Genomic DNA, 20,943 nt, shown 5'->3' on the forward strand with positions numbered 1-20,943 from the left:
GCCCCCTGCCAGACTTCAGCCATGACTGAGCAGCCCACGGGAGGGGCGCCGGACGGCGTCGCGGCAAGTGCACACGACCTGGTGAAGGTCTACGGCTCGGAGGAGGCCGAGGTCCGGGCCCTCGACGGTGTCACCGTGGACCTGATGAAGGGGGAGTTCACCGCCATCATGGGGCCCTCGGGGTCCGGCAAGTCCACGCTGATGCACTGCCTGGCGGCTCTCGACACCCCGACCTCGGGCGAGGCGGTCGTCGACGGCACCTCGCTCGGCAGGCTCAAGGACAAGGCGCTGACCAACCTGCGCCGCGACCGCATCGGCTTCGTCTTCCAGGCGTTCAACCTGGTGCCCACGCTGACGGCGAAGGAGAACATCCTGCTGCCGCTCGACCTGGCCGGGAAGAAGGCCGACCAGGGGTGGTTCGACCAGGTCATCGACGCCGTCGGCCTGCGACCCCGCCTGGGCCACCGCCCCAGCGAGATGTCGGGCGGCCAGCAGCAGCGCGTCGCGTGCGCCCGGGCGCTCGTCAGCCGGCCGTCGATCGTCTTCGCCGACGAGCCCACCGGCAACCTCGACTCCACCAGCTCGGCGGAGGTGCTGGGCTTCCTGCGCCGCAGCGTCGACGAGTTCGGCCAGACGGTCGTCATGGTCACCCATGACCCCGTCGCCGCGTCCTACAGCGACCGGGTGCTGTTCCTCGCCGACGGCAAGGTCGTCGACGAGCTGCGCAAGCCCGACCGCGACGCGATCCTCGAGCGGATGGGCGCCCTCTCGGACGCCGCTGCGCGCAAGGCGGGCTGAGCGGTGCTCCGACTCACCTGGCGCAACCTGGTGGCCCGCAAGGTCCGCCTGGTGATGAGCACGCTGGCCATCGTGCTCGGCATCGGCTTCCTCGCCGGTGTCCTCACTTTCAGCCACGGCCTCGGCGCGACCTTCGACAACATCATCGAGGGGTCCACCTCCGACGCGCTCGTCCGCACCGAGGGTGAGGTGTCCTTCCAGGCCTCCGGCGCCGGCACGACCAAGCTGGTGAAGCCGGCGGTGGTCGAGCGGCTCAGTGAGCTGCCCGAGGTCGCCGCGGCCGACGGCTCGGTCGACGGCGTGGGTGCCTACCTCCTCGGCGAGGACGGCAAGCTCGTCGGCGGGACCGGCGCCCCCACCCTGGTGTTCAACTACTACGACAGCGTCAACGTCGCCGGTGACCCGATCCTGCTCCTGGAGTCGGGCAGGTGGCCCGACGCACCCGGCCAGATCAACCTCGACGTCTCGTCCGCGGAGCGCGGCGGCTACGAGCTGGGCGACCAGGTCACCCTGCTGATGCCGACCGGCGAGCTGCGCAAGAAGTTCGAGCTCGTCGGCACCTCCAACTTCAACGGCGGCGGCACCGCCGGCGCGACGCTGGCGCTGCTCGAGACGAGCCAGGCGCAGGACGTCTTCCTCGACGGCCAGGACGCCTTCACGACCGTGACCCTCACGGCGGCCGACGGCGTCAGCCAGACCGAGCTCGCCGACGCCGCCAAGACCGTCCTGCCCGACGGCTTCACCGCCGTCACCGGCCAGGAGGTGATCGACGAGTCCGACGAGCAGATCGGCCAGTTCCTCGACGTCATCGGCTACTTCCTGATCGCCTTCGCGGTGATCGCGATCGTCGTGGGCGCCTTCATCATCTTCAACACCTTCTCGATCCTCGTCTCGCAGCGGGTGCGCGAGTCGGCGCTGCTGCGGGCCCTCGGCGCGAGCCGTCGCCAGGTGACCCGGTCGGTGCTGGTCGAGGCCTTCCTCATGGCCCTGCTGGGCTCGACCCTGGGCCTGCTGCTCGGCCTCGGCCTGTCGCGCGGCCTCGCCGCGATCTTCCGCTCGCAGGGGCTCGACATCGCCGGTGACGTGCTGGTGCTGACGCCGGCGACCGTCATCGCGGCCTACGCCGTGGGCATCGGCGTGACCATGGTCGCGGCCTTCGTGCCGGCCCGGCGGGCGGCCAAGGTGCCGCCGGTTGCCGCGCTCCGCGACGACCTGACGGTGCAGGAGAAGGCGCTCGGTCGTCGCCGGCTCGTGCTCGGCACGATCGCGCTGCTCGTCGGCGCCGCGCTCATGGGTGCCGGCCTGGTCGGCGCGCCCGGTGCCGACCCGGCGTGGATCGGCGCGGGCGCGGTCATCTGGGTGATCACCGTGGCCGTCATGGCGCCGGTGCTAGGACGCCCGGTGCTGCTGGCCTGCCGGACCGTCTTCGGCAAGATCTTCGGCACCACCGGCAAGCTCGCCGGCGAGAACGCGCTGCGCAACCCGCGCCGCACGGGCGCCACCGCGTCCGCCCTGATGATCGGCCTGGCCGTCGTCTCGGCCGTCGGTGTGCTGGCCTCCTCGCTCAGCGCCACCAACGACGAGCTCGTCGACCGGGAGTTCCGCAGCGACTTCCTGGTCCAGTCCCCGAGCTTCCAGGGCTTCCCCACCAAGGTGGGCGACGAGATGGCCCAGGTCGACGGCGTCGGCACGGTCTCGCGGATGCAGGGCTCGGTGGCGCTGGTCAAGCAGGACCAGAGCTTCGTCGCGGGCGTCGACGACTCCTTCGCCGACATCTACCAGCTCGACATGCGACGCGGCACCCAGCAGATGAGCGGCGACCAGGTCATCCTCAGCGAGTCGACGGCGGGTGACCTCGACGCCGACGTCGGTACGACGCTGCCGGTGGCGTTCCCGGGTGGGCAGACCGTCGACCTCGAGGTCGTCGGCATCTTCGAGGACACCCCGATCACCAACGGCGTCACGATGCCGATCAGCGTGCTCGAGGACGCCGGTCTGCGCCGCAACGACAGCATGCTGAGCATCAACGTCGCGCAGGGTGCCGACGTCGACCAGGTCCACGACGCGCTGGACGAGGTCGTGGAGGACCTCCCGATCGTGACGGTGCAGGACAAGGAGGGCTTCTCCGAGCTGATCAAGCAGCAGGTCAACCAGCTGCTGTTCATGATCTACGGCCTGCTCGCGCTGGCGGTGATCATCGCGGTCATCGGCATCGTCAACACCTTGGGCCTCAGCGTCATCGAGCGGACCCGTGAGGTGGGCCTGCTGCGGGCGGTCGGCCTCTCGCGGCGACGCCTGCGCCGGATGATCACCCTCGAGTCGATCGCCATCGCGGTGCTCGGCGCGGTCCTCGGCCTCGCGGTCGGGCTCCTCATCGGGATCGCGCTGCGCCAGTCCCTGTCCGAGGACCTCACGGTGCTGTCGCTGCCCCTCGGGTCGCTGGTGGTCTTCCTGGTCATCGCCGTCGTGTTCGGCGTACTGGCCGCGATCGTCCCCGCCGTGCGGGCGTCGCGGATGAAGGTGCTCGACGCGATCGCCACGGAGTAGCCGCTGCTGGTGAGCCGGCTCACCCCTCCGGACCCCGGGTGCTGACACGCCCGGGGAACGGTGGCACCGTGGAGAGGTGAGTGACCTACAACAGAACACGCAGGGGAGCGGCGCGCAGAGCCGCTCCGACACCGGCTTCTTCGGGCAGCCCCGGGTCCTGGCCAACCTGTTCGGGGTGGAGCTGTGGGAGCGGTTCAGCTTCTACGGCATGCAGGGCATCCTGCTGATCTACCTGTACTACTCAGCCGCGGAGGGCGGCCTCGGCATCGACGAGGCCGTCGCGACCGGCATCGTCGGCGCCTACGGCGGTGCGGTCTACCTCTCCACGATCCTCGGTGCCTGGCTCGCCGACCGGCTGATCGGCCCCGAGCGCACCCTGTTCTACGCCGCGATCTGCGTGATGGCGGGCCACATCGCCCTCGCGGTCGTGCCCGACCTCGCCGGCGTCGGTCTCGGCCTGGTGCTGATCGCGCTCGGCTCCGGCGGCGTGAAGGCCAACGCCACGTCGCTGGTCGGGTCGTTGTACGACGAGCACGACCCGCGCCGCGACGCGGGCTTCTCGCTGTTCTACATGGGCATCAACATCGGCGCCCTGCTCGGCCCGCTGCTGACCGGCCTGCTGCAGAAGGAGGCCGGCTTCCACTGGGGCTTCGCCGCCGCGGCGATCGGCATGGCGATCGGCCTCACCCAGTACGCCCTCACGCGCAAGAACCTCCCCGAGGAGACCCACCACGTCGCCAACCCGTTGCCGGCCGACCGGCGCGTGGCGTACGTCGTCGGCGCCGTCGTGGCGCTGGCGCTGGTCGGCGTCCTGGTCTGGGTCGAGGTCATCACCGCCGACCGGCTGTCGGACATCGTCATCGGCATCAGCCTGCTCGCCGCGATCGCGTACTTCGCCCGGATCCTCTCCGACAGGGACGTGCACGGCGTCGAGCGCAGCCGGATCCTGGCGTTCATCCCGCTCTTCGTCTGCAACGTCGTGTTCTGGTCGCTCTACCAGCAGCAGTTCACCGTCGTGACCCTCTACGCCGACAAGCGGCTCGACCGCGACCTGTTCGGCTGGGAGATGCCGATCCCGTGGGTCAACAGCATCAACCCGGTCTTCATCATCGTGCTGGCAGGTGTCTTCGCCGCGCTGTGGACCAAGCTGGGCGACCGCCAGCCGATCACGCCGATCAAGTTCGGCGCCGGCACGGCGCTGATGGGCGTGGCGTTCTTCGCCTTCCTGCTGATGCCGCCCGGCGAGAACGCCGCCCCGCTGATCGGCCTGGTCGGCATCCTCTTCCTCTTCACCGTGGCCGAGCTGCTGATCTCCCCGGTCGGCCTGAGCGCCACGACCAAGCTGGGACCGAAGAAGTACCTGACGCAGATGGTCGCGCTCTACTTCCTCTCCATCGCGCTGGGCACGGCCCTGGCGGGCACCCTGGCCGGCTACTACGACCCGAACGACGAGGCGCCGTTCTTCATCTGGATCGGCCTCGCATCGGTCGTCACCGGCGTCATCGTGATGCTCGCGTCGAAGCCGATCCACCGGCTCATGGCCGGCGTCGACTGAGCGCTGGCATGCTGCTCGGATGATCGAGGCGCTCGGGTGGGGAGCACTGGCCGCCAGCTCGCTGGTGCTCGGTGCCCTCCTCGCGCTCGTCCGCCCGTGGCCGGCGACCGTCGTCGGGCTGGTGCTCGGCTTCGGCGCCGGCGCGCTCATCGCCAGCGTCTCCTTCGAGCTGGCCGAGGAGGGCCTGCGGATCGGCAGCGGGTACGCCGTCGCCGCAGGGCTGGCGCTGGGCGGGCTGACCTACTTCGTCGCCGACCGGCTCGTCGAGAGGTGGGGCGGCCGGAGGGGTGGGTCGTCCGCGGGAGCCCCGCTGGCCGTGGGTGCGTTCCTCGACGGCATCCCGGAGCAGGCGGTGCTGGGCATCGGCATCGCGTCGGGAGAGGGCGTCAGCGCCGCGCTCGTGGTCGCGATCTTCGCCTCCAACCTGCCCGAGGCGATCGGATCGGCCGCCGACATGCGGTCCGCCGGCCGCTCGCGGCGCTCGGTCGTCGTCCTGTGGACGGCGGTCGCCGCCTGCTGCGCCCTCGCGACCGTCGGCGGCACCGCGCTCGCCGACACGGTGACGAGCGACGGTCAGGCGTTCGTCGACGGCTTCGCCGCCGGTGCGCTGCTCACCATGCTGATCGACTCGATGGTGCCCGAGGCCAAGGAGAAGGCGAGGGACTGGGCGGGTCTGGCCACGGTCGTCGGCTTCGCGCTCGCCGCAGGGCTGTCGCTGCTCGGTGGCTAGTAGCCGCCCTCCGGCGGGACCATCTCGCCGCGCACCCCGAGCAGGCGGACCGGCCGGTCGTCGTCGAGGGCGAGGTAGAGGTCGAACGCCGTCTGCGTGATCACGTCGACGTCGTAGGTCGGCTCGGCGAGCTTGCGGATGCGGGTGAAGGTGAAGAACGGCGCGAAGCGGATCTTGAGGTGCACCCGCTGCACGGCCCGCCGCTCCTTGCGGACGTCGTCGACGACGCGGAGGGCGAGCTCGCGCAGCGCAGCACGTACGTCGTCGTGGGTGAGCAGGTCGGCCTGGTAGGTCGTCTCGCGGCCGTGGGCGCGCGCCACCCACGGGGTGTCGTCGGGACGGGAGCGGCCGCCGCCGCGGCCGAGCCGGCCGAGGTGCGGGCCGTTGGTGGGGCCGAACGCCGCGACGAGCGCCTCCTCGTCGGCGCCCGCGAGGTCGGCGACGGTGCGGATGCCGATCGTCTCGAGCCGCTTCGAGATCTTCGTGCCGACGCCCCACAGCGCGGTCGTCGGCCGCTCGCCCATGACCTCCATCCAGTTGTCGCGGGTGAGCTCGAAGACGCCGTGGGGCTTGCCGAAGTCGGTCGCGATCTTGGCCCTGACCAGCGTGTCACCGATGCCGACCGAGCAGTGGAGGGCGGTCGCCTCGAGCACCGCGGCCTGCACCTGCCGGGCGGTGGCGACCGGGTCGTCGGTCTCGACGCCGACGAACGCCTCGTCCCACCCCAGCACCTCGACGACCGCGCCCGGCGTCGCGCGCAGCGTCTCCATCACCCGCGCCGACGCCTCCTCGTAGACCGGGAAGTCGACCGGCAGGAACACCGCGTCGGGCGAGCGCCGCTTGGCCAGCTTGAGCGCCAGCCCGCTGCGTACGCCGTGCGCGCGGGCCTCGTAGGACGCCGTCGACACGACGGCCCGCTCGGTCGGGTCGCCCCGCCCGCCGACCACCACCGGCAGCCCGACCAGCTCCGGACGGCGCAGCAGCTCGACGGCGACGAGGAACTGGTCCATGTCGACGTGGAGCACCCAGTGCGGCATCCGCCCATTCTGGCCGGGTGCTCCGACAGCGGCTCGGGCCCGGCGGAAAACCGGGTGCGGTGCGGGTGCGCCGGCGCCTACCCTCGTCCACGGCGAGATCAGCGGCGAGGCCGGCGTTCCGGGCCCCGTTCCGCGCGTCGTACCTCGCCAGACTGCCCTCCACGGCAATGGCATCGGAGCTGTTCACTCCTGTGAGTTCGACTCTCACTTCCCACAGGTGGTGGCCGGTGACGACGCTCAGTAGTGAGCCCTGAGGCGGATCCGGTCAGCACGACGGGTCCTGTCCCCGCTCGCCGCTGTGGTCGCCGGCCACCATCTCCCCCGATGCCCCACCCACACCCACCCATCCACCTACCGCTCTCCGCGAAGGAGGTCCGCCATGTCCCTGAAGTCCCTCTTCTTCCCCACCCACACGGTCCAGCCCTGGGAGGCGTGCCTCGTGCGCGTCGACGGGGAGCCCACCGAGGTGCTGCGGTCCGGTCGTCACGTCGTACGACGCCGGGCCGAGCTCCAGGTGGTCGACCTGCGTGAGCGCATCGACCTCGTCCCGACGCAGGAGGTGCTCACCGCCGACGGCGTGACGGCGAAGGTCTCGGCCGTCTTCCGCTGGACGGTGGCCGACCCGGTCGCGTTCACCGAGCTCGTCCGCGACCCCGTCGGCGCGGTCTACCTCGCCGTCCAGCTCGGCCTGCGCGACGTGCTGGCCGCGCAGGAGGCCGAGGCGCTCGTCCGGGCGCCCCGCACCCGGCTCGCCGACGGCGTCCGCGACCAGGCGGCGACCGCCGCGGCCGAGGTCGGCATCCGGCTCGTCGACGTCGTCGTCAAGGACGTCGTGCTGCCGGGTGACCTGCGGGCGGCGTACGCCGAGCTCGTCGTCGGCCGTCACCGCGCGCAGGCGCAGCTCGAGGCGGCGCGTGCGGAGACCGCGGCGCTCCGGTCGCTGGCCAACGGCGCGAAGCTGCTCGACGACCACCCGTCGCTCGCGCAGCTGCGGCTGGTCCAGGCGCTGCCGCCCGGCTCGCGCGTCGAGCTGGTGCAGTCCGGGCGGCCGGCTGCCCGCGAGGACTGACGCCCGCCGCCCGGGGGCGGCCGGGGGTGGCGGCAGATTGCACGGTGCGGACAGTTCCGCGTGCGATCTGCCGCCACCCCTGGGGAGGGACGCTGCGGTACGCCGGCGGCGTACCGTCGAGGGCATGACGAGCGACGAGCAGGCCGGGCCCGACCCCTACGCCGAGCACCCGGAGGAGTCGGCGTTCCCCGGTGCGGGCGAGCGCGTCAGCGACGCCGACCGGCAGCGCGCGCTCGATGCCGAGCCCGCCGGCAACGCGACGGTCGGAGACACCGTGGACACCGACGACGTCGACTCACGAGCCCACGAGGCAGGCGCCGGCTCGGATGAGTTCTCCGAGCAGGTCGACGGTGGTCACCGGGCCGACTGAGTCCCGGCTCCTCGGCGCTCCCGGTGCTTCCGGTACGTGCGGTACTCCCGCCAGGTCATCCACGCGAGGAGCAGGACGGCCGCGCTGCCGGTCCATGACCACCCGTCCAGCTGGAGCGCCACGTTGAGACCGATCAGGAGCGCCAGCAAGGCGATCGTCAACCGGCTGCGGCGGGCTCGGTCCATGCCGAACTGGCTGGCGTAGTGCTCGGGCGTGCCGAACTCCTCCGTGAGCGTGCGACCGGTCTCCGCCGCGTGGCTCCGAGCCTCGGCCACGATCTCGCGCACCCGGGCGTCGGGCGTCCACCCGGGTCCACGGAGGATGCCCGAGAAGCGTTCCACCCACTGCTCGTCATCCAGCCCGTCGCGCGCCGCGACCACCGCCTCCGCCGTGGCCAGGACCGTGAAGCAGCGACCCAGGAACCACAGCACGACGGCCTCGCCGACGAGGATCCACGGCATGGCCGAGCCGAGCGAGGCATCCGTGGACTGCAGGACGCTGGCCATGACGAGGGCGAACACGAGCGTGGCGGCCGTCATCACGGCCACCGCGACCGGCGTCGCCCAGCGCCGTGAGGCGCGCTCCCAGAGTGCGAGACCCCCGACCGCGGCGAACCCCAGCCCGACCGGAAGAGCGAGGAAGGTCGCCGGCAGGTCGTCACCGTCGACCAGCTCCAGGAGCGCCAGCGCGAGCGCGAGCCACGCGCCGGCGTGCAGGCCGGACGCCGGGATGCTGCGAGCGGCGACGATCTTCTCGCCGTGCGTCAGCCGCAGCCGCCCCTCGGACTTCCAGCGTCGATAGAGCTCGGAGGCGTGCTCCTTCGGGTCGCCGAACAGGTCCTCGGGAGACTCCTGCGTCTCGCGCACGAGCGCGAGCGCCTCCTCGAGGCCTTCGCGGACCTGCTCCACCTCGACGTCGTTCATCATCAGCTTCCACGACACCGAGAACGCCCAGAGATGGTCCATCTCCTCGCCGCGCGCGGCGCTGAACGCGTCGTAGGTGCTCACCAGCGTCTGGTCGGTCTCAGCCATTCCTGATCTCCCCCGTGCTCATCGTCGTCAACGTGTCGCCGAGCGCCCGCCACGAAGCGAGCTCGCTCTCCCGCCGCTCGCGCCCGCGCGCGGTCAGCTCGTACTCCTTGCGCCCCGGGCCGCCCTGCCCCTCCACCCAGGAGGCGGCGACGTCGCCGGCCTCCTCCAGTCGGTTGAGCACCGGGTAGAGGGAGCCGCCCTTGAGCAGTCCGAAGCCGTGTGCCGCCAGCGCCTGGGCGATGGCGTACCCGTGGAGCGGACCCGCGGTGAGGCTCGCCAGCACGGCGAGATCAAGCGCGGCACGGACCCAGGGCGCGGGCCACTGGGCTGCATCGGTCATGTATCTAAGTACAGCACATATCTAGGTACGTTGGCGTGCGACCGGCTCACTTGTCGCACGCCGTGGACGCTCGACGCACGCCATGGCGTGCGTCGAGCGGACGATGGTCCGCTCGAGTCGCCCGCTGGCCGGTGAGACCCCCGGCGAAACCTGCGCCGTCAGAGAATCTCCGTCAGCCCCTCGAGCAGCCGGTCCACGTCGCTGTCGTCGTTGTAGGCCGCGAGCCCGATCCGGAGCCCCGAGTCGACGGTGAGGCCGAGGGCGCGGAAGGTCTCGTGGGCGTAGAACGTGCCGGCCGGCACGAGCACGTCGCGCTTGGCGAGGTGCTCGAAGACGTCGGCCGGCGAGTGGCCGCGAAGTGTGAGGAAGAGCGTCGAGGTCCGGTCGGCCGCGCGCGAGTGGAGGGTGAGCCGGTCGCCGAGGTCCGCGAGCCCGGACTCGATGCGCGTCCTCAGCCGCAGCTCGTGGTCGGCGATCGCCGCCGCCGCCGAGACCAGCCGCGCGCGCCGCGAGTCGCCCGACCCGACCGAGGCGATGAGGTCGATCGCCGCGGTGACGCCGGCGAGCAGCTCGTACGGCAGCGTGCCGAGCTCGAACCGCTCGGGCACCACGTCGGTCGAGGGCAGCAGCTTGTCGGGCCGCAGCGTCTCGAGCAGCGCGGGGTCCGCGACGAGCGAGCCGCAGTGGGGGCCGAAGAACTTGTAGGCCGAGCAGACCAGGAAGTCGGCGCCCATGGCGGTGATGTCCGGCGCCGCGTGCGCGGTGTGGTGGACGGCGTCGACGTAGACCAGCGCTCCGACCTCGTGCGCCCGCGCCGCGACGGTGGCGACCGGCGGCCGGGTGCCGAGGAGGTTGGAGGCCGCGGTGAGCGCCACGAGGCGGGCGCGCAAGGTGATCTCGTCGAGCGAGGACAGGTCGAGCTCGCCCGTCGCCGGGTCGAGCCGCAGCCACCGCACCGTCACGCCGGCCCGCTCGGCGGCCTGGATCCACGGCCGGACGTTGGAGTCGTGGTCGAGCTCGCAGAGGACGATCTCGTCGCCGGGCGACCACGTGCGTGCCAGCGTGCGGGAGACGTCGTACGTCAGCGCGGTGGCGCTGCGGCCGTGGACCACGCCTCGCGGGTCACCGCCGACGAGGTCGGCGACGGCTGAGCGGTAGCCGGCCACCGCGTCCTCGGCGTTGCGCTGGCTGACGAGGGCGGAGCCGCGCTGGGACAGCGGGCCGGTCAGCGTCCGGACGATGGCGTCACCGACGACGCGCGGAGTCTGGGTCCCGCCGGGGTTGTCGAAGTGGGCGATCCCCGAGTCGAGCGAGGGGAACCCGGCGCGGAAGGCGGCGACGTCGAAGGCAGCAGTGTCGGGGGCGGGCACCCCCGCACTCAACCAGACGCTCAGCCGGCGATGTGCACCACGGCGTCCCCGGAGTTGACCAGCGGGGCCTCGGTCCGGCCGATCACGATGCCGTCGCGGTTGGAGTAGACGGCGCGCAGCGTCTTGCCGAAGGAGTCGAAGAGCGTGCCGAGCCGCTCGCCGTCGCTGACCTTCTGGCCGAGGTGCGCGTCGAGGTGCAGGATGCCGGTGCGGCGGGCGCGGACCCAGCCGCTGGAGCGGCACTCCAGGCTCGGCTCGACCGGGGCCTCGTCGACCGGCTCGGTCATCCCGAGCGCGGCCAGCACGCGGCGTACGCCGACCACGCCGGCCTCGACGGCGTACCCGTCGAAGCGCAGCGGCTCGCCCGCCTCGTAGAGCAGCACCTTGGCGCCGTGCTCACCGGCGGCGTGGCGCAGCGACCCGTCGCGGATCCGGGCGTGCAGCATCACCGGCGCACCGAAGGCCGCGGCCAGCTCGCGCGTGCGCGGGTCGTCGAGGTCGGCGCGCACCTGTGGCAGGTTGCTGCGGCGGTCGGAGCCGGTGTGCAGGTCGATGCCGACCTCGCAGCCGGCGACGATCTCGCGCATGAGGAGGTGGGCGATCCGGCTGGCGAGCGAGCCGCGCGCCGAGCCGGGGAAGGAGCGGTTGAGGTCGCGGCGGTCGGGGAGGTAGCGGTCGCCGTTCATGAAGCCGAGGACGTTGACGATCGGGACCGCGACGAGGGTGCCGCGGAACGTCTTGGGGTCGAGCCCGGCCATCACCTGGCGGACGACCTCGACGCCGGCCACCTCGTCGCCGTGGATGGCGGCGTCGATCCAGATGCGGGGGCCGTCCTCGCGGCCGTGGACCACCCGCACCGGCAGCGTCACGTCGGCGCCGGTCACGAGCCGGGTGATCGGCAGCTCCAGAGCGCGCACGGATCCGGCGCGGATCCGCACGCCGCCGATGGCGAACGATTCGCGGGGCACCAGGCCAGCCTAGTGGCGGACGTACGGCTGCAGGCTCGCCCCGACCACCTCCCGGGGGAGCCGGAGGGGCCGGGGCGAGCGGATCGTGGGTCAGCTGTTCAGCGCCGAGCCGGTGGTGGAGTCCGACGACCCGCTGTCCGTGTCGGGCTGGCCGTCGCCGTCGAAGTCGGGCGCCTGGCCGGTCGTGCCGCCCTGTCCGTCGGTCGTGCCGCCGCCGGGCATGCCGCCCATCTGGCCGCCCATCTGGCCTCCATCGGGCATCTCGCCCTGGGGTCCGCGCCCGTCGCCCGGCATCCCGCGGTCCCCCCAGCCGGAGCCGGTCTGGGTGGTGGCGGTGTCGCCCGACCCGTCGTCCCCGACGGCGTACCCGGCCCCGAACCCGGCACCGCCGATCACGAGGCCCGCGACCACGGCACCCGCGGCCACTGCCTTCCGGCCGGACGGGAGGCGGCTGGGGAGCCGGTCGCGCCAGGTGCGGCGGGCGGGAGCGGGAGGGGTGTCGTACGCCGGTGCGGGCTCGTCGCCGGCGGCGGGCGGGGTGGGGAGGGAGTTCTCGGTCATGTGGGTTCCTTCGTGTCGGAGTGGAGAGGTCGGGGCGGGCGTCAGCCCATGGGCCCGCCGTGCCCGCCGGCGGGCGCCTCGCCCGCGGTGACGGTCGTGGCGGTGCCGTCGACGGTGACCGTGTAGGTCTCGCCGGAGGTGATGTCGGCGGACGAGAGGACGGCGGAGGCGAAGTCCTTCCGGGGCGTGTACGTCGCGACCTCGGCGCCGTCGGCGTCGGTGATGACGACCTCCGAGCCGGCCGCGGCGGTGGTGTCGAGCGCGGTCGCGATCCAGCCCTGGGTTGAGTCGGTCGACGGGGCGACCATCATCCCGGCGCTGCCGGTGGCGACGAGGGTGCCGCCGCTGACGTCGAAGGTGCCGTTGACGTCGAGTGCGCCGTTGCCGTCGGTGGTCGGGCCGTAGACGGTGACCTCGCCGCCGGTGATCGTGGCGTCGCCGTTGGAGTCGAGGCCGTCGCCGCTGGCCCACACCTCGAGCGTTCCGCCGTTGACGTACAGGTTCACCGAGTCGTCGGCCGCCATCCCGCCGCCCATCTGGCCGGGCTGGCCATCGGCCGACGCGCTGTCCTCGGAGGAGGCGGCGTTGACGCCGTCGTCGGCGGCGTGCAGCTCGACCTCCCCGTCGTCGACGACGATCAGCGAGCCCTCGAGCGCCTCGTTCGAGCCGGTCACGTCGACGGTGCCGCCGCTGATGAGCACCTGCACGCCCTTGATGCCGTCGTCCTGCGAGGTGACGGTGAGCTCGCCGCCGGCGATGTGCACGAACCCCGCGCCGGCGTCCTCGGTGTTGTCGGACTTGAAGGTGTCGCCGGTGGCGTCGACGGTGACGGTGCCGTCGGTGAGGACGAGGTAGTCCTTGCCGAGGATGCCGTCGTCGACCGACGTGACGTCGATGGTGCCGCCGGTGATGACCAGGCCGTCCTTGCCGACGATCGCGTTGTTGCTGTTGCCGGCGACCTCGAGCGAGCCGGTGCCGCCGATGGTCAGGTCGGCCGTGGAGTAGAGGGTGCCGGTGGGCGCGTCCTCCGACGTGTCGTCGTACGTCGCCGCGTCGGCGAGGGCGTTGGTGCTGCCGTCGGCCAGGACGACCACGACGGACTGCGCGTCGACGACGTTGATCGCAGCGCCGGTCTCGGAGGTGATCGTCGCGTCGTCGAGCACGAGGCGTACGACGCCGTTGCCGGCGCTGTCGACGACCACCTGACCGGTCAGCTCGCCGCTGAGGACGTAGGTCCCGGCGGCCGAGATGGTGACGGTGCCGTCCGCGACGCTGACGGCGTCGCTGTCGGCCGTGGCCGTCGTGCCGGACAGGGTGATCGTGGTCGCGTCGGCCTCGTCGTAGTCGGTCTCGCCGGTCTCGACGGCGATGTCCTCGTCGAGCACGTCCTCGACGGTCGTGCCGGAGACGGCCGACACAGCCGAGCCGGTCGTGCCGCTCGAGGTGGACGAGGCGGTGTCGCTCGTGACGGACGTGCCGCATCCGGCGAGGAGGACGGCGGCCAGGGTCCCGGCCGCGGCCCGGCGGAGGGGGAGGAGTCGCATGGAGGTGCGGCCTTTCGGTCGAGGTCGGATGCCCCGATCGTGTGCGCCTCACCTGTCCGCCCCGTGGGCTGACCTTGTGCGTCGGCTGTGAGCCGACGGGCTACTTGCCCCAGTTCTTCCGGCGGACGGCCCGGCGCGGTCGCCCGCCGGCGTACGACAGCGACGAGTCGACCAGGAAGCCGCGCTCGAGCGCCTCGCGGCCGATGAGCATCCGGAAGCCCATCTCGTCGCGGTTGCTGAGCGTCATCACGGTCGTGATGGTGCGGCCGGCGAGCGTCACGTCGAGCGCGATGGCGTACCTCTTCTCGACCTGGCCGTTGCTGGAGCGCACCTCGCGCATGTCGAGCACGGGCAGGCTCAGCTCGACGTGGTCCTCGTCGGAGCGCTGCCACGGGTGGATCGAGAAGCGCACCCACTCGTGGCCATCCTGCTCGACCACCTCGAGGTCGAAGGCGTGGATCGACGACGACCGCGCGCCGGTGTCGATCTTGGCCTTGACCCACGCCACCTCGGCCTGCGGCAGCGCCACCCACTCGCGCCAGCCGACGACGACCTTCTCGGGATCGGTCGGCTCGGCGGCAGGGTCCACGGGCCCATCTTGGCAGGTGGCGCGCTCCAGGCAGGTGGTTGGATGACTGACCATGAAGCTCGCCATCCTGTCCCGGGCCCCGCGGTCCTACAGCACGCAGCGGCTGCGCACGGCCGCCCTGGACCGTGGCCACGACGTGAAGGTGCTCAACACGCTCCGCTTCGGCATCGACCTCTCGAGCGACGAGCCCGACCTGCTCTTCCGCGGCAAGCAGCTGTCGACGTACGACGCCGTGCTGCCGCGCATCGGCAACTCGATCACCTACTTCGGCACCGCCGTCGTGCGGCAGTTCGAGCAGATGGACGTCTACACGCCCAACACCAGCTACGGCATCGCCAACAGCCGCGACAAGCTGCGCGCGACGCAGATCCTGTCGCGCCACGAGATCCCGATGCCGGCGACGACCTTCGTCCGCGACCGCGCCGACGTGATCCCGGCGATCGAGCGCGTCGGCGGCGCACCGGTGGTGATCAAGCTGCTCGAGGGCACCCAGGGGATCGGCGTGATCCTCGCACCGACGATCAAGGTCGCCGAGGCGATCATCGAGACGCTGCAGAGCACCCGGCAGAACGTGCTCATCCAGCGCTTCGTCAAGGAGAGCAAGGGCCGCGACATCCGCGCCCTCGTCGTCGGAGACCGCGTCGTGGCGGCGATGCGGCGGGTCGCGCAGGGCGACGAGTTCCGCTCCAACGTGCACCGCGGCGGCAGCGTCGAGGCGGTCGAGCTCGACGAGGAGTTCGAGCGGGTGGCCGTCCGGTCGGCGCAGATCATGGGCCTGCGGGTGGCCGGTGTCGACATGCTCGAGGGTCGCCGCGGCCCACAGGTGATGGAGGTGAACTCCTCGCCCGGCCTGGAGGGCATCGAGAGCGCGACCAAGCTCGACGTCGCCGGCGCGATTATCGACTACATCGACAACCAGGTCGCCTTCCCCGACATCGACGTACGCCAGAGGCTGACCGTCTCGACCGGCTACGGCGTCGCCGAGATCGTCGTCCACACCGGCTCCGACATGGTCGGCAAGAAGCTCGGCGACTCCGGCCTCGACGAGCGCGACATCACCGTCCTCACGCTCCACCGAGGCCCGCACGTCATCCCCAACCCGCGCAACAAGACCGTGCTCGAGGGCGAGGACCGGCTGCTCTGCTTCGGCAAGCTCGAGGAGATGCGGTCGATGATCCCGGACCGCAAGCAGAAGCGCGTCCGGCGCCTGATGAAGAAGCACCTGCCGCCCGAGAGCGCGTAGCCCACGGTCCTTCGCTGCGGGTGATGCCGGGGGCGCGAGCCCGCTCCACCATGGGTGCCTCTGAACCCCCGGCGATGCTCGGACGTCGCCACGGCACCGACGGCGTGGTGATCCCATGGCTCCTGCTGAAGAAACCGACGACACGGGTGGCACCCCGGTCCAGGGCATCCTCCTGGCGGCGGCCATGTTCGTCTTCGTGATCGACACGTCGTTCATGAACGTCTCGATCTCGGCCGTGGTGGAGGACCTCGACACGACGGTGAGCGGCGTCCAGTCGGCCGTGGCGATCGAGGCGCTGGTCTCGGCGGCGTTCATCCTGATCAGCAGCAAGGTCGGCGACCTGTTCGGGCGCAAGCGCGCGTTCGTCCTCGGCATGGTGTTCTACGCCGTCGGGGCACTCGCAATGGTCTTCGCGCAGGGCCTCACCGCGATCATCGTCTTCTGGGCGGTGCTCGGCGGGCTCGGTGCGTCGCTCTACCTCCCGGCGATGCAGTCGCTGATCCACGGGAACTTCGAGGGGAAGACCCGCGCCAAGGTGTTCGCCCTCGTCGGTGCGTCCGGCGCGATCGCCGCCGCGATCGGCCCGTTGATCGGCGGCTTCGTCACGACCCTGCTGTCGTGGCGCGTCGGCTTCCTGCTGGAGGCGCTCATCATCGGGGCGGTGCTCCTGGGCAGCCGCGGCATCCGCGACGTGCCGTACACCGGGGACCGGTCAGTCGACCTCACCGGCGCGTTCCTCTCGGTGATCGGCATGGGCGGCCTCGTGGTCGGCGTCCTCGCGTGGCAGGAGGGCGGCGAGTACGTCCTGCTGCTCCTCGGGATCGGCACCGTCGCGATGGGTGCCCTCGTGACCTGGCTGCGCCGGCGCAAGCGCGACGGCAAGCCCGCGCTGCTCGACCCGGGCCTCTTCTCGTCCAAGCTGTTCAGCACCGGCGTCACGCAGATCTTCCTCCAGCAGGTCGCGCTCGGCGGCCTGCTCATCGCGCTGCCGATCTTCCTGCAGCTCGTCTGGGGCTACAACGCGCTGCAGGCGGGCATCACGCTCGCGCCGCTGTCGCTCACGATGTTCGTCGTCGCGCTGCTCGCCGGGAAGCGGGCGGGGCGGCGCAGGGCCAGCAGCATCGTCCGCGCGGGCTTCGTCCTCCTCTCCGCGTCGATCATCGGCCTGATCCTCCTGGTGCCCCGGGCGGACTCCGGCTGGCACCTGGTGGTGCCGCTCATGCTCGCCGGCGCCGGCCTCGGCCTCCTCGCCTCGCAGCTGAACAACTACGCCCTCGCCCCGCTCTCGGAGGACCGGGTCGGCGAGGCCGCGGGCGTCACGTCCGCGACCGGCTCGTTTGGCCTGTCCTTCGGCCTCGCCTTCGCCGGCGCGATCATGCTCGCCACCCTGTCGATCTCCTTCACGGACATGGCCGAGTCGAGCAGCGTGCTGCCTCCGGACGACCAGGAGCGCGTCGCCACGGTCCTCGAGGACGACGCGCAGGTGATGAGCGACGCGCAGCTCACGGAGCTGCTTGTCGGGCAACCCCAAGACATCCAGGACGAGGTGCTCGGGATCAACGACGACGCCCGGGATCTTGCGCTCCAGGTGGCGCTGCTCGTCGCGCTGCTTGCTGCACTTGCTGGGGTTGGCGTCGCGTTCCGGATGATGCGGCTGCCGGATCCTACGCCGTCGACGAATATTGAGGACGTAGGGCTCGGCTGAAGCGATGTCACAACCGCCCACTATGGGCTACCTGTTCGACGCTACGCCTCCGTCGAGGTGCACCTCAATGAGAGGCGGCACGGACCTCGTCGTGGTGGCGCTCTGAGCGCGGCCCGTGATGGATCCAGACGGACATTTTGCAGCGCCAGTCCGTCGTGGCCGCCGCCAGACGCCCCCGGAAATCTTATAGTTCGCCGGCGGGCGGCCCCGGCGCGCTGGCGAACCGACGGTGTCTCACGGTTGCACTGCGACTGCCAAGCGTAAAATGTGTAAACGGATGGCTTGCCAAGACTGAGTGACGTTCGGCGATGGCACGCGGAGAGCACGACGAATTGGTGCGACCGCTCCAACTTCCATCTGTATGGCTAGCATTCACTGCCATGGAGCGTCGGTACCAAGTGTTCATCAGCTCAACCTTTACGGACCTCATCGACGAGCGCCGCGAGGTCATGCAGGCGCTTCTTGAGATGGACTGCCTCCCGGCTGGTATGGAGCTTTTCCCCGCAGGTGACACGGACCAGTGGACTCTTATTAGGGGCGTCATTGAGCAAAGCGACTACTACTTGGTGATCCTCGGCGGCCGGTATGGGTCGGTTACTGAGGAAGGGGTCAGTTATACCGAGAAAGAGTACGACTACGCGGTGGAACTCGGCATTCCCGTCATGGGGTTTGTGCCAGGAGATCCCGAAGCGATCCCGGTCGGAAAGACGGATAAGGACGACCGCGCGGCGGAACGTCTCAAGGCGTTTCGCGACAAGGTCCAGCGCAAGATGACGCGCGATTGGACGAATGCTGAAGACTTAGGGTCAAAGGTGACCCGAGGTCTGATCCATTTGATCAAGAACAATCCTCGCCCAGGATGGGTGCGCGGTGACCAGGCCATGACTCCCGAGGTGCGGGCTGAGATCGCAGAACTTCACGCGACCATCGCGCAATTCGAGAAGAGAGCAGTAGAGAGTTCAGCAACCGCGGCCGCCACGCTCGACAAGTCACTCGCGCACGGCGACGAAACCATCGAACTCGATCTGGTGCACACGGGGTACTCCAACCGGCTCGGCACTTTTCGCGAGGATGGGGATTTGGCCTATACATGGGACGAGATCGTCGAGGTCCTCGGCCCCTTCATGCTCGACGAGGCCCCTGAACCATCGCTACGGGCGACCTTCAACAAGCACATGATGATCGACATCAGAAACGACACCGACGGCGGATGGCAGGAAGCCTCATCCAACGAAGCCGCCGCTATCTCAGACAGGTCGTGGGGCGCGATCATCGTCCAGTTGAGGGCTCTCGGCCTAATCGCTACTGGCACTAAGAAGCGCACGGTGAGCGACAAGGCCGTCTACTGGAAACTCACCCCAGCGGGAGACGAGTACCTCGTGAGTCTTCGCGCCATACCCAGCAGCACAACCAACGTGAGCACCTAGCGGGGGCGCACCACGCTCACGTCTCGACGGCGCATCCGCGGACCGCCCCGGAGACACGTTCGCGTGCCCGAAGACGCGCCCAGTGACTGGCACGGGCCGTGATACACACTGCGTATGCGTGTTCTCAGTGTCGAGACGTCAAATATCGGCGGAGTCGCCGATGGACGTGTTGAGCTCCCGGCCGGTCCTATCTCAGCTTTTGCTGGAGGAAATGGCACAGGAAAGAGCAAGTTGTTAGCTTGCCTTCTGTCCCCCTGGTCGCAGACTATCCCAGCAGCAAGGGAAGGGCAGGAGGGGCGAGTTTCTATCACTCTTCGACTGACGCCCGAGGAACGGGATGCTATCGCTCAGTTCGGGCTCGACGTGGGCTGGGGGCCTGCGCAAATCCCCGAGGAAGTGAGCGTGCACACCTCCTTTCATCCGACCGTCGGCATACAGCGCACGACTTCACCCGACCTCACCGTCCTCCGTGAAGTGTGGGCGCACCAGGTGTTCGCTCCGGCACATCCAAGCATCAATGTTCTTTTCCTACCCGCGGAACGTCGGCTGTTCGCGCCGAACTCTCAAGGCATAGATCTGAACCAACTAAGCGACGCTCTTGCAGCCCAATCAATCGCGCAGCCGCGCAGCGCAGTGCAGAACTTCGGGCGCCTCGACGATCAAGAATTCGAGAACTTCGCCAAGGCGCTTTGCGTAGCCGCGTCCTTGCCTAGCGAGGGCACGGGCGAAGTCAGCGCGAGTGCCGCCAGTCGGTGGGCGGACTTCAAAAGCACGGTCAACTCGCTAATCGCACCGAAGGCTCTCCTCGATCTGACCCAGGAACATCCGGAGCGCTTGCGGATCCAGACGCCTGACGGTTCCATCCACCCGGTTGAGGCCCTCTCCAGCGGAGAGCGGCAGGCGCTCATCATCATAAGTAGGGTCCTTCGGGCCGGAGCCGGCCACTCGCTTGTCCTGATCGACGAGCCGGACGCGTACCTTCATCCCAGCTTGAGTCAGCGCCTCGTTCAGGCTCTCGAAGCCGGCGTCGGTGCCACGGGCCAGCTCGTCCTGGCCACGCATAGCCCCTCGATTCTGGATCGCATACCACCGACGTCGATCTTGCGCCTGAGTCATGAGCAATCGCCCAAGCCGGTCGCTGACGAGAACGACAGGCTCGATCTGTATCGCGCGGCGGGGTTCCGCGCCAGCGCCCTCACACAGTCGGATCTCCTCCTAATAGTCGAGGGTCAGAGCGATTCACCACTGCTCGGGCTTTTGTTCCCCCAGTTGGGGAGGGCAGCGATCCGTGAAGCGGGCGGGCGTTCCCGGGTCGTTCGTCAAGTTGAGGAACTGCTTCCTTTCGAGCTTCCGGTCCTCGGCGTTGTTGACAGGGACGTCCTGGCGCCAGAGGTACCTGCAACGGTCTCTGATCGGGTAACGATGTGGCCGCAGGCCGACTTCGAGGGCGTCTTCTTGGCGGACCCGGTCGCTCGACAACTCATGATTGATCGAGGGCTCGTGAAGCCAGAATTCGCCACCCACGAAGCTATGGATGCACTGATGAACGGCTTGCTGGAAGACCAGAAGGAGAACGTAATTGCTGAGCTAGCGCAACGGATGCTGCGCACCAAGACCTTGCGATGGCCCAGCCCGAAGGGGCAAACGCCCATTGATCGGTTGCGGGATGCCGTTGCGGGCATGGAGGCACCTAGTGAGGCGGAGTTGGAATCAACGCTTGTAGACGCTCACGGCATTTGGGATAGCCACGCGGGCACAGCGCGATGGTCCCTTGTGCGAGGCAAATCTGTGCTGCCCTCATTTGTTGACCAAGCGACCCACTTGCGCTCGGGGCGTGCCCTACTGGAGATCGTTGCTCGCGAGCAGCCTGCACTCGCGGGACTTGATGGCTTTCGCCGCACATTGAGGGCTGCACTTCCCGAGTAGAACAGCGCAATCGGCATGACCGTCCGGCCCCAGTGCGGGCCCGTCGCTGCACTCAGACCCTCACTGTCAGTGCGCCGCGGACCGTCCGGGGGCGCGGCATCGTGCCGCGATTCGCCGACCGCGATCCGGTTGG

18 protein-coding genes are annotated in these 20,943 nt (G+C 70.1%); 10 read left to right on the plus strand and 8 right to left on the minus strand.

Annotated features, from left to right (window positions below):
• The first annotated feature begins 21 nt into the window (after positions 1-21).
• The 4 genes from AC3A3L_RS08560 to AC3A3L_RS08575 all read left to right on the plus strand — a co-directional run bounded on the left by AC3A3L_RS08560 (position 22) and on the right by AC3A3L_RS08575 (position 5,630).
• Positions 22-798, plus strand: a complete 777-nt coding sequence (locus AC3A3L_RS08560) for an ABC transporter ATP-binding protein (RefSeq protein WP_487639569.1) — start codon at positions 22-24, stop codon at positions 796-798.
• A 3-nt stretch (positions 799-801) separates the two neighbouring features.
• Positions 802-3,345, plus strand: coding sequence for an ABC transporter permease (locus AC3A3L_RS08565; protein WP_487639570.1), 2,544 nt, complete (start codon positions 802-804; stop codon positions 3,343-3,345).
• A gap of 76 nt (positions 3,346-3,421) precedes the next feature.
• Positions 3,422-4,900 (plus strand): peptide MFS transporter, encoded by a 1,479-nt coding sequence (locus AC3A3L_RS08570; protein ID WP_487639571.1) that lies wholly within the window; start codon positions 3,422-3,424, stop codon positions 4,898-4,900.
• A 19-nt stretch (positions 4,901-4,919) separates the two neighbouring features.
• Positions 4,920-5,630: a ZIP family metal transporter gene (locus AC3A3L_RS08575; protein ID WP_487639572.1), complete on the plus strand. Its 711-nt coding sequence runs from the start codon at positions 4,920-4,922 to the stop codon at positions 5,628-5,630.
• Here AC3A3L_RS08575 and AC3A3L_RS08580 read toward each other — a convergent pair.
• A complete protein-coding gene (locus AC3A3L_RS08580) occupies positions 5,627-6,667 on the minus strand; it encodes a DNA polymerase IV (protein ID WP_487639573.1) in 1,041 nt (346 codons plus the stop codon). The two genes, AC3A3L_RS08575 and AC3A3L_RS08580, sit on opposite strands and share 4 nt — an antisense overlap.
• Positions 6,668-7,046: 379 nt before the next feature.
• Here AC3A3L_RS08580 and AC3A3L_RS08585 point away from each other — a divergent pair, with 379 nt between their 5' ends.
• Positions 7,047-7,736 carry a slipin family protein gene (locus tag AC3A3L_RS08585; protein WP_487639574.1) on the plus strand — a complete coding sequence of 230 codons (690 nt, stop codon included), beginning with the start codon at positions 7,047-7,049 and terminating at the stop codon, positions 7,734-7,736.
• 124 nt (positions 7,737-7,860) lie between these two features.
• The gene (locus AC3A3L_RS08590; RefSeq protein ID WP_487639575.1) at positions 7,861-8,106 is read left to right on the plus strand and encodes a hypothetical protein; all 246 of its coding nucleotides are present in this window, start codon (positions 7,861-7,863) and stop codon (positions 8,104-8,106) included.
• Here AC3A3L_RS08590 and AC3A3L_RS08595 read toward each other — a convergent pair.
• From AC3A3L_RS08595 to AC3A3L_RS08625, 7 genes are all read right to left on the minus strand, one after another.
• Positions 8,091-9,137: a hypothetical protein gene (locus tag AC3A3L_RS08595; RefSeq protein WP_487639576.1), complete on the minus strand. Its 1,047-nt coding sequence runs from the start codon at positions 9,135-9,137 to the stop codon at positions 8,091-8,093. The two genes, AC3A3L_RS08590 and AC3A3L_RS08595, sit on opposite strands and share 16 nt — an antisense overlap.
• Positions 9,130-9,477: a PadR family transcriptional regulator gene (locus AC3A3L_RS08600; protein ID WP_487639577.1), complete on the minus strand. Its 348-nt coding sequence runs from the start codon at positions 9,475-9,477 to the stop codon at positions 9,130-9,132. Before AC3A3L_RS08600 ends, AC3A3L_RS08595 begins: the two co-directional genes overlap by 8 nt.
• Positions 9,478-9,635: 158 nt before the next feature.
• Positions 9,636-10,847: a cysteine desulfurase-like protein gene (locus tag AC3A3L_RS08605; protein WP_487639578.1), complete on the minus strand. Its 1,212-nt coding sequence runs from the start codon at positions 10,845-10,847 to the stop codon at positions 9,636-9,638.
• Between the two features lie 20 nt (positions 10,848-10,867).
• Entirely contained in the window at positions 10,868-11,815 is a 948-nt protein-coding gene (locus AC3A3L_RS08610; protein ID WP_487639579.1) for a succinylglutamate desuccinylase/aspartoacylase family protein, read from the minus strand.
• A 90-nt stretch (positions 11,816-11,905) separates the two neighbouring features.
• Complete coding sequence (locus AC3A3L_RS08615) at positions 11,906-12,376, minus strand: hypothetical protein (RefSeq protein ID WP_487639580.1); 471 nt, start codon at positions 12,374-12,376, stop codon at positions 11,906-11,908.
• 41 nt (positions 12,377-12,417) lie between these two features.
• On the minus strand, positions 12,418-13,920 hold the full coding sequence (locus AC3A3L_RS08620; protein ID WP_487639581.1) for a carbohydrate-binding domain-containing protein: 1,503 nt from the start codon (positions 13,918-13,920) through the stop codon (positions 12,418-12,420).
• Between the two features lie 100 nt (positions 13,921-14,020).
• The gene (locus AC3A3L_RS08625; RefSeq protein ID WP_487639582.1) at positions 14,021-14,509 is read right to left on the minus strand and encodes an ATP-dependent zinc protease family protein; all 489 of its coding nucleotides are present in this window, start codon (positions 14,507-14,509) and stop codon (positions 14,021-14,023) included.
• 52 nt (positions 14,510-14,561) lie between these two features.
• On the opposite strand from AC3A3L_RS08625, the gene AC3A3L_RS08630 reads away from it, so the two are divergent.
• From AC3A3L_RS08630 to AC3A3L_RS08645, 4 genes are all read left to right on the plus strand, one after another.
• A complete protein-coding gene (locus AC3A3L_RS08630; protein WP_487639583.1) occupies positions 14,562-15,752 on the plus strand; it encodes a RimK family alpha-L-glutamate ligase in 1,191 nt (396 codons plus the stop codon).
• A 115-nt stretch (positions 15,753-15,867) separates the two neighbouring features.
• The gene (locus tag AC3A3L_RS08635) at positions 15,868-17,457 is read left to right on the plus strand and encodes an MFS transporter (RefSeq protein ID WP_487639584.1); all 1,590 of its coding nucleotides are present in this window, start codon (positions 15,868-15,870) and stop codon (positions 17,455-17,457) included.
• Positions 17,458-17,837: 380 nt separating this feature from the next.
• Positions 17,838-18,884 (plus strand): DUF4062 domain-containing protein, encoded by a 1,047-nt coding sequence (locus tag AC3A3L_RS08640; RefSeq protein ID WP_487639585.1) that lies wholly within the window; start codon positions 17,838-17,840, stop codon positions 18,882-18,884.
• Between the two features lie 402 nt (positions 18,885-19,286).
• Positions 19,287-20,810, plus strand: coding sequence for an AAA family ATPase (locus AC3A3L_RS08645; protein ID WP_487639586.1), 1,524 nt, complete (start codon positions 19,287-19,289; stop codon positions 20,808-20,810).
• Positions 20,811-20,943: the final 133 nt, after the last annotated feature.

The sequence above is a fragment of the Nocardioides sp. Soil_C_8 genome, from assembly GCF_057656315.1.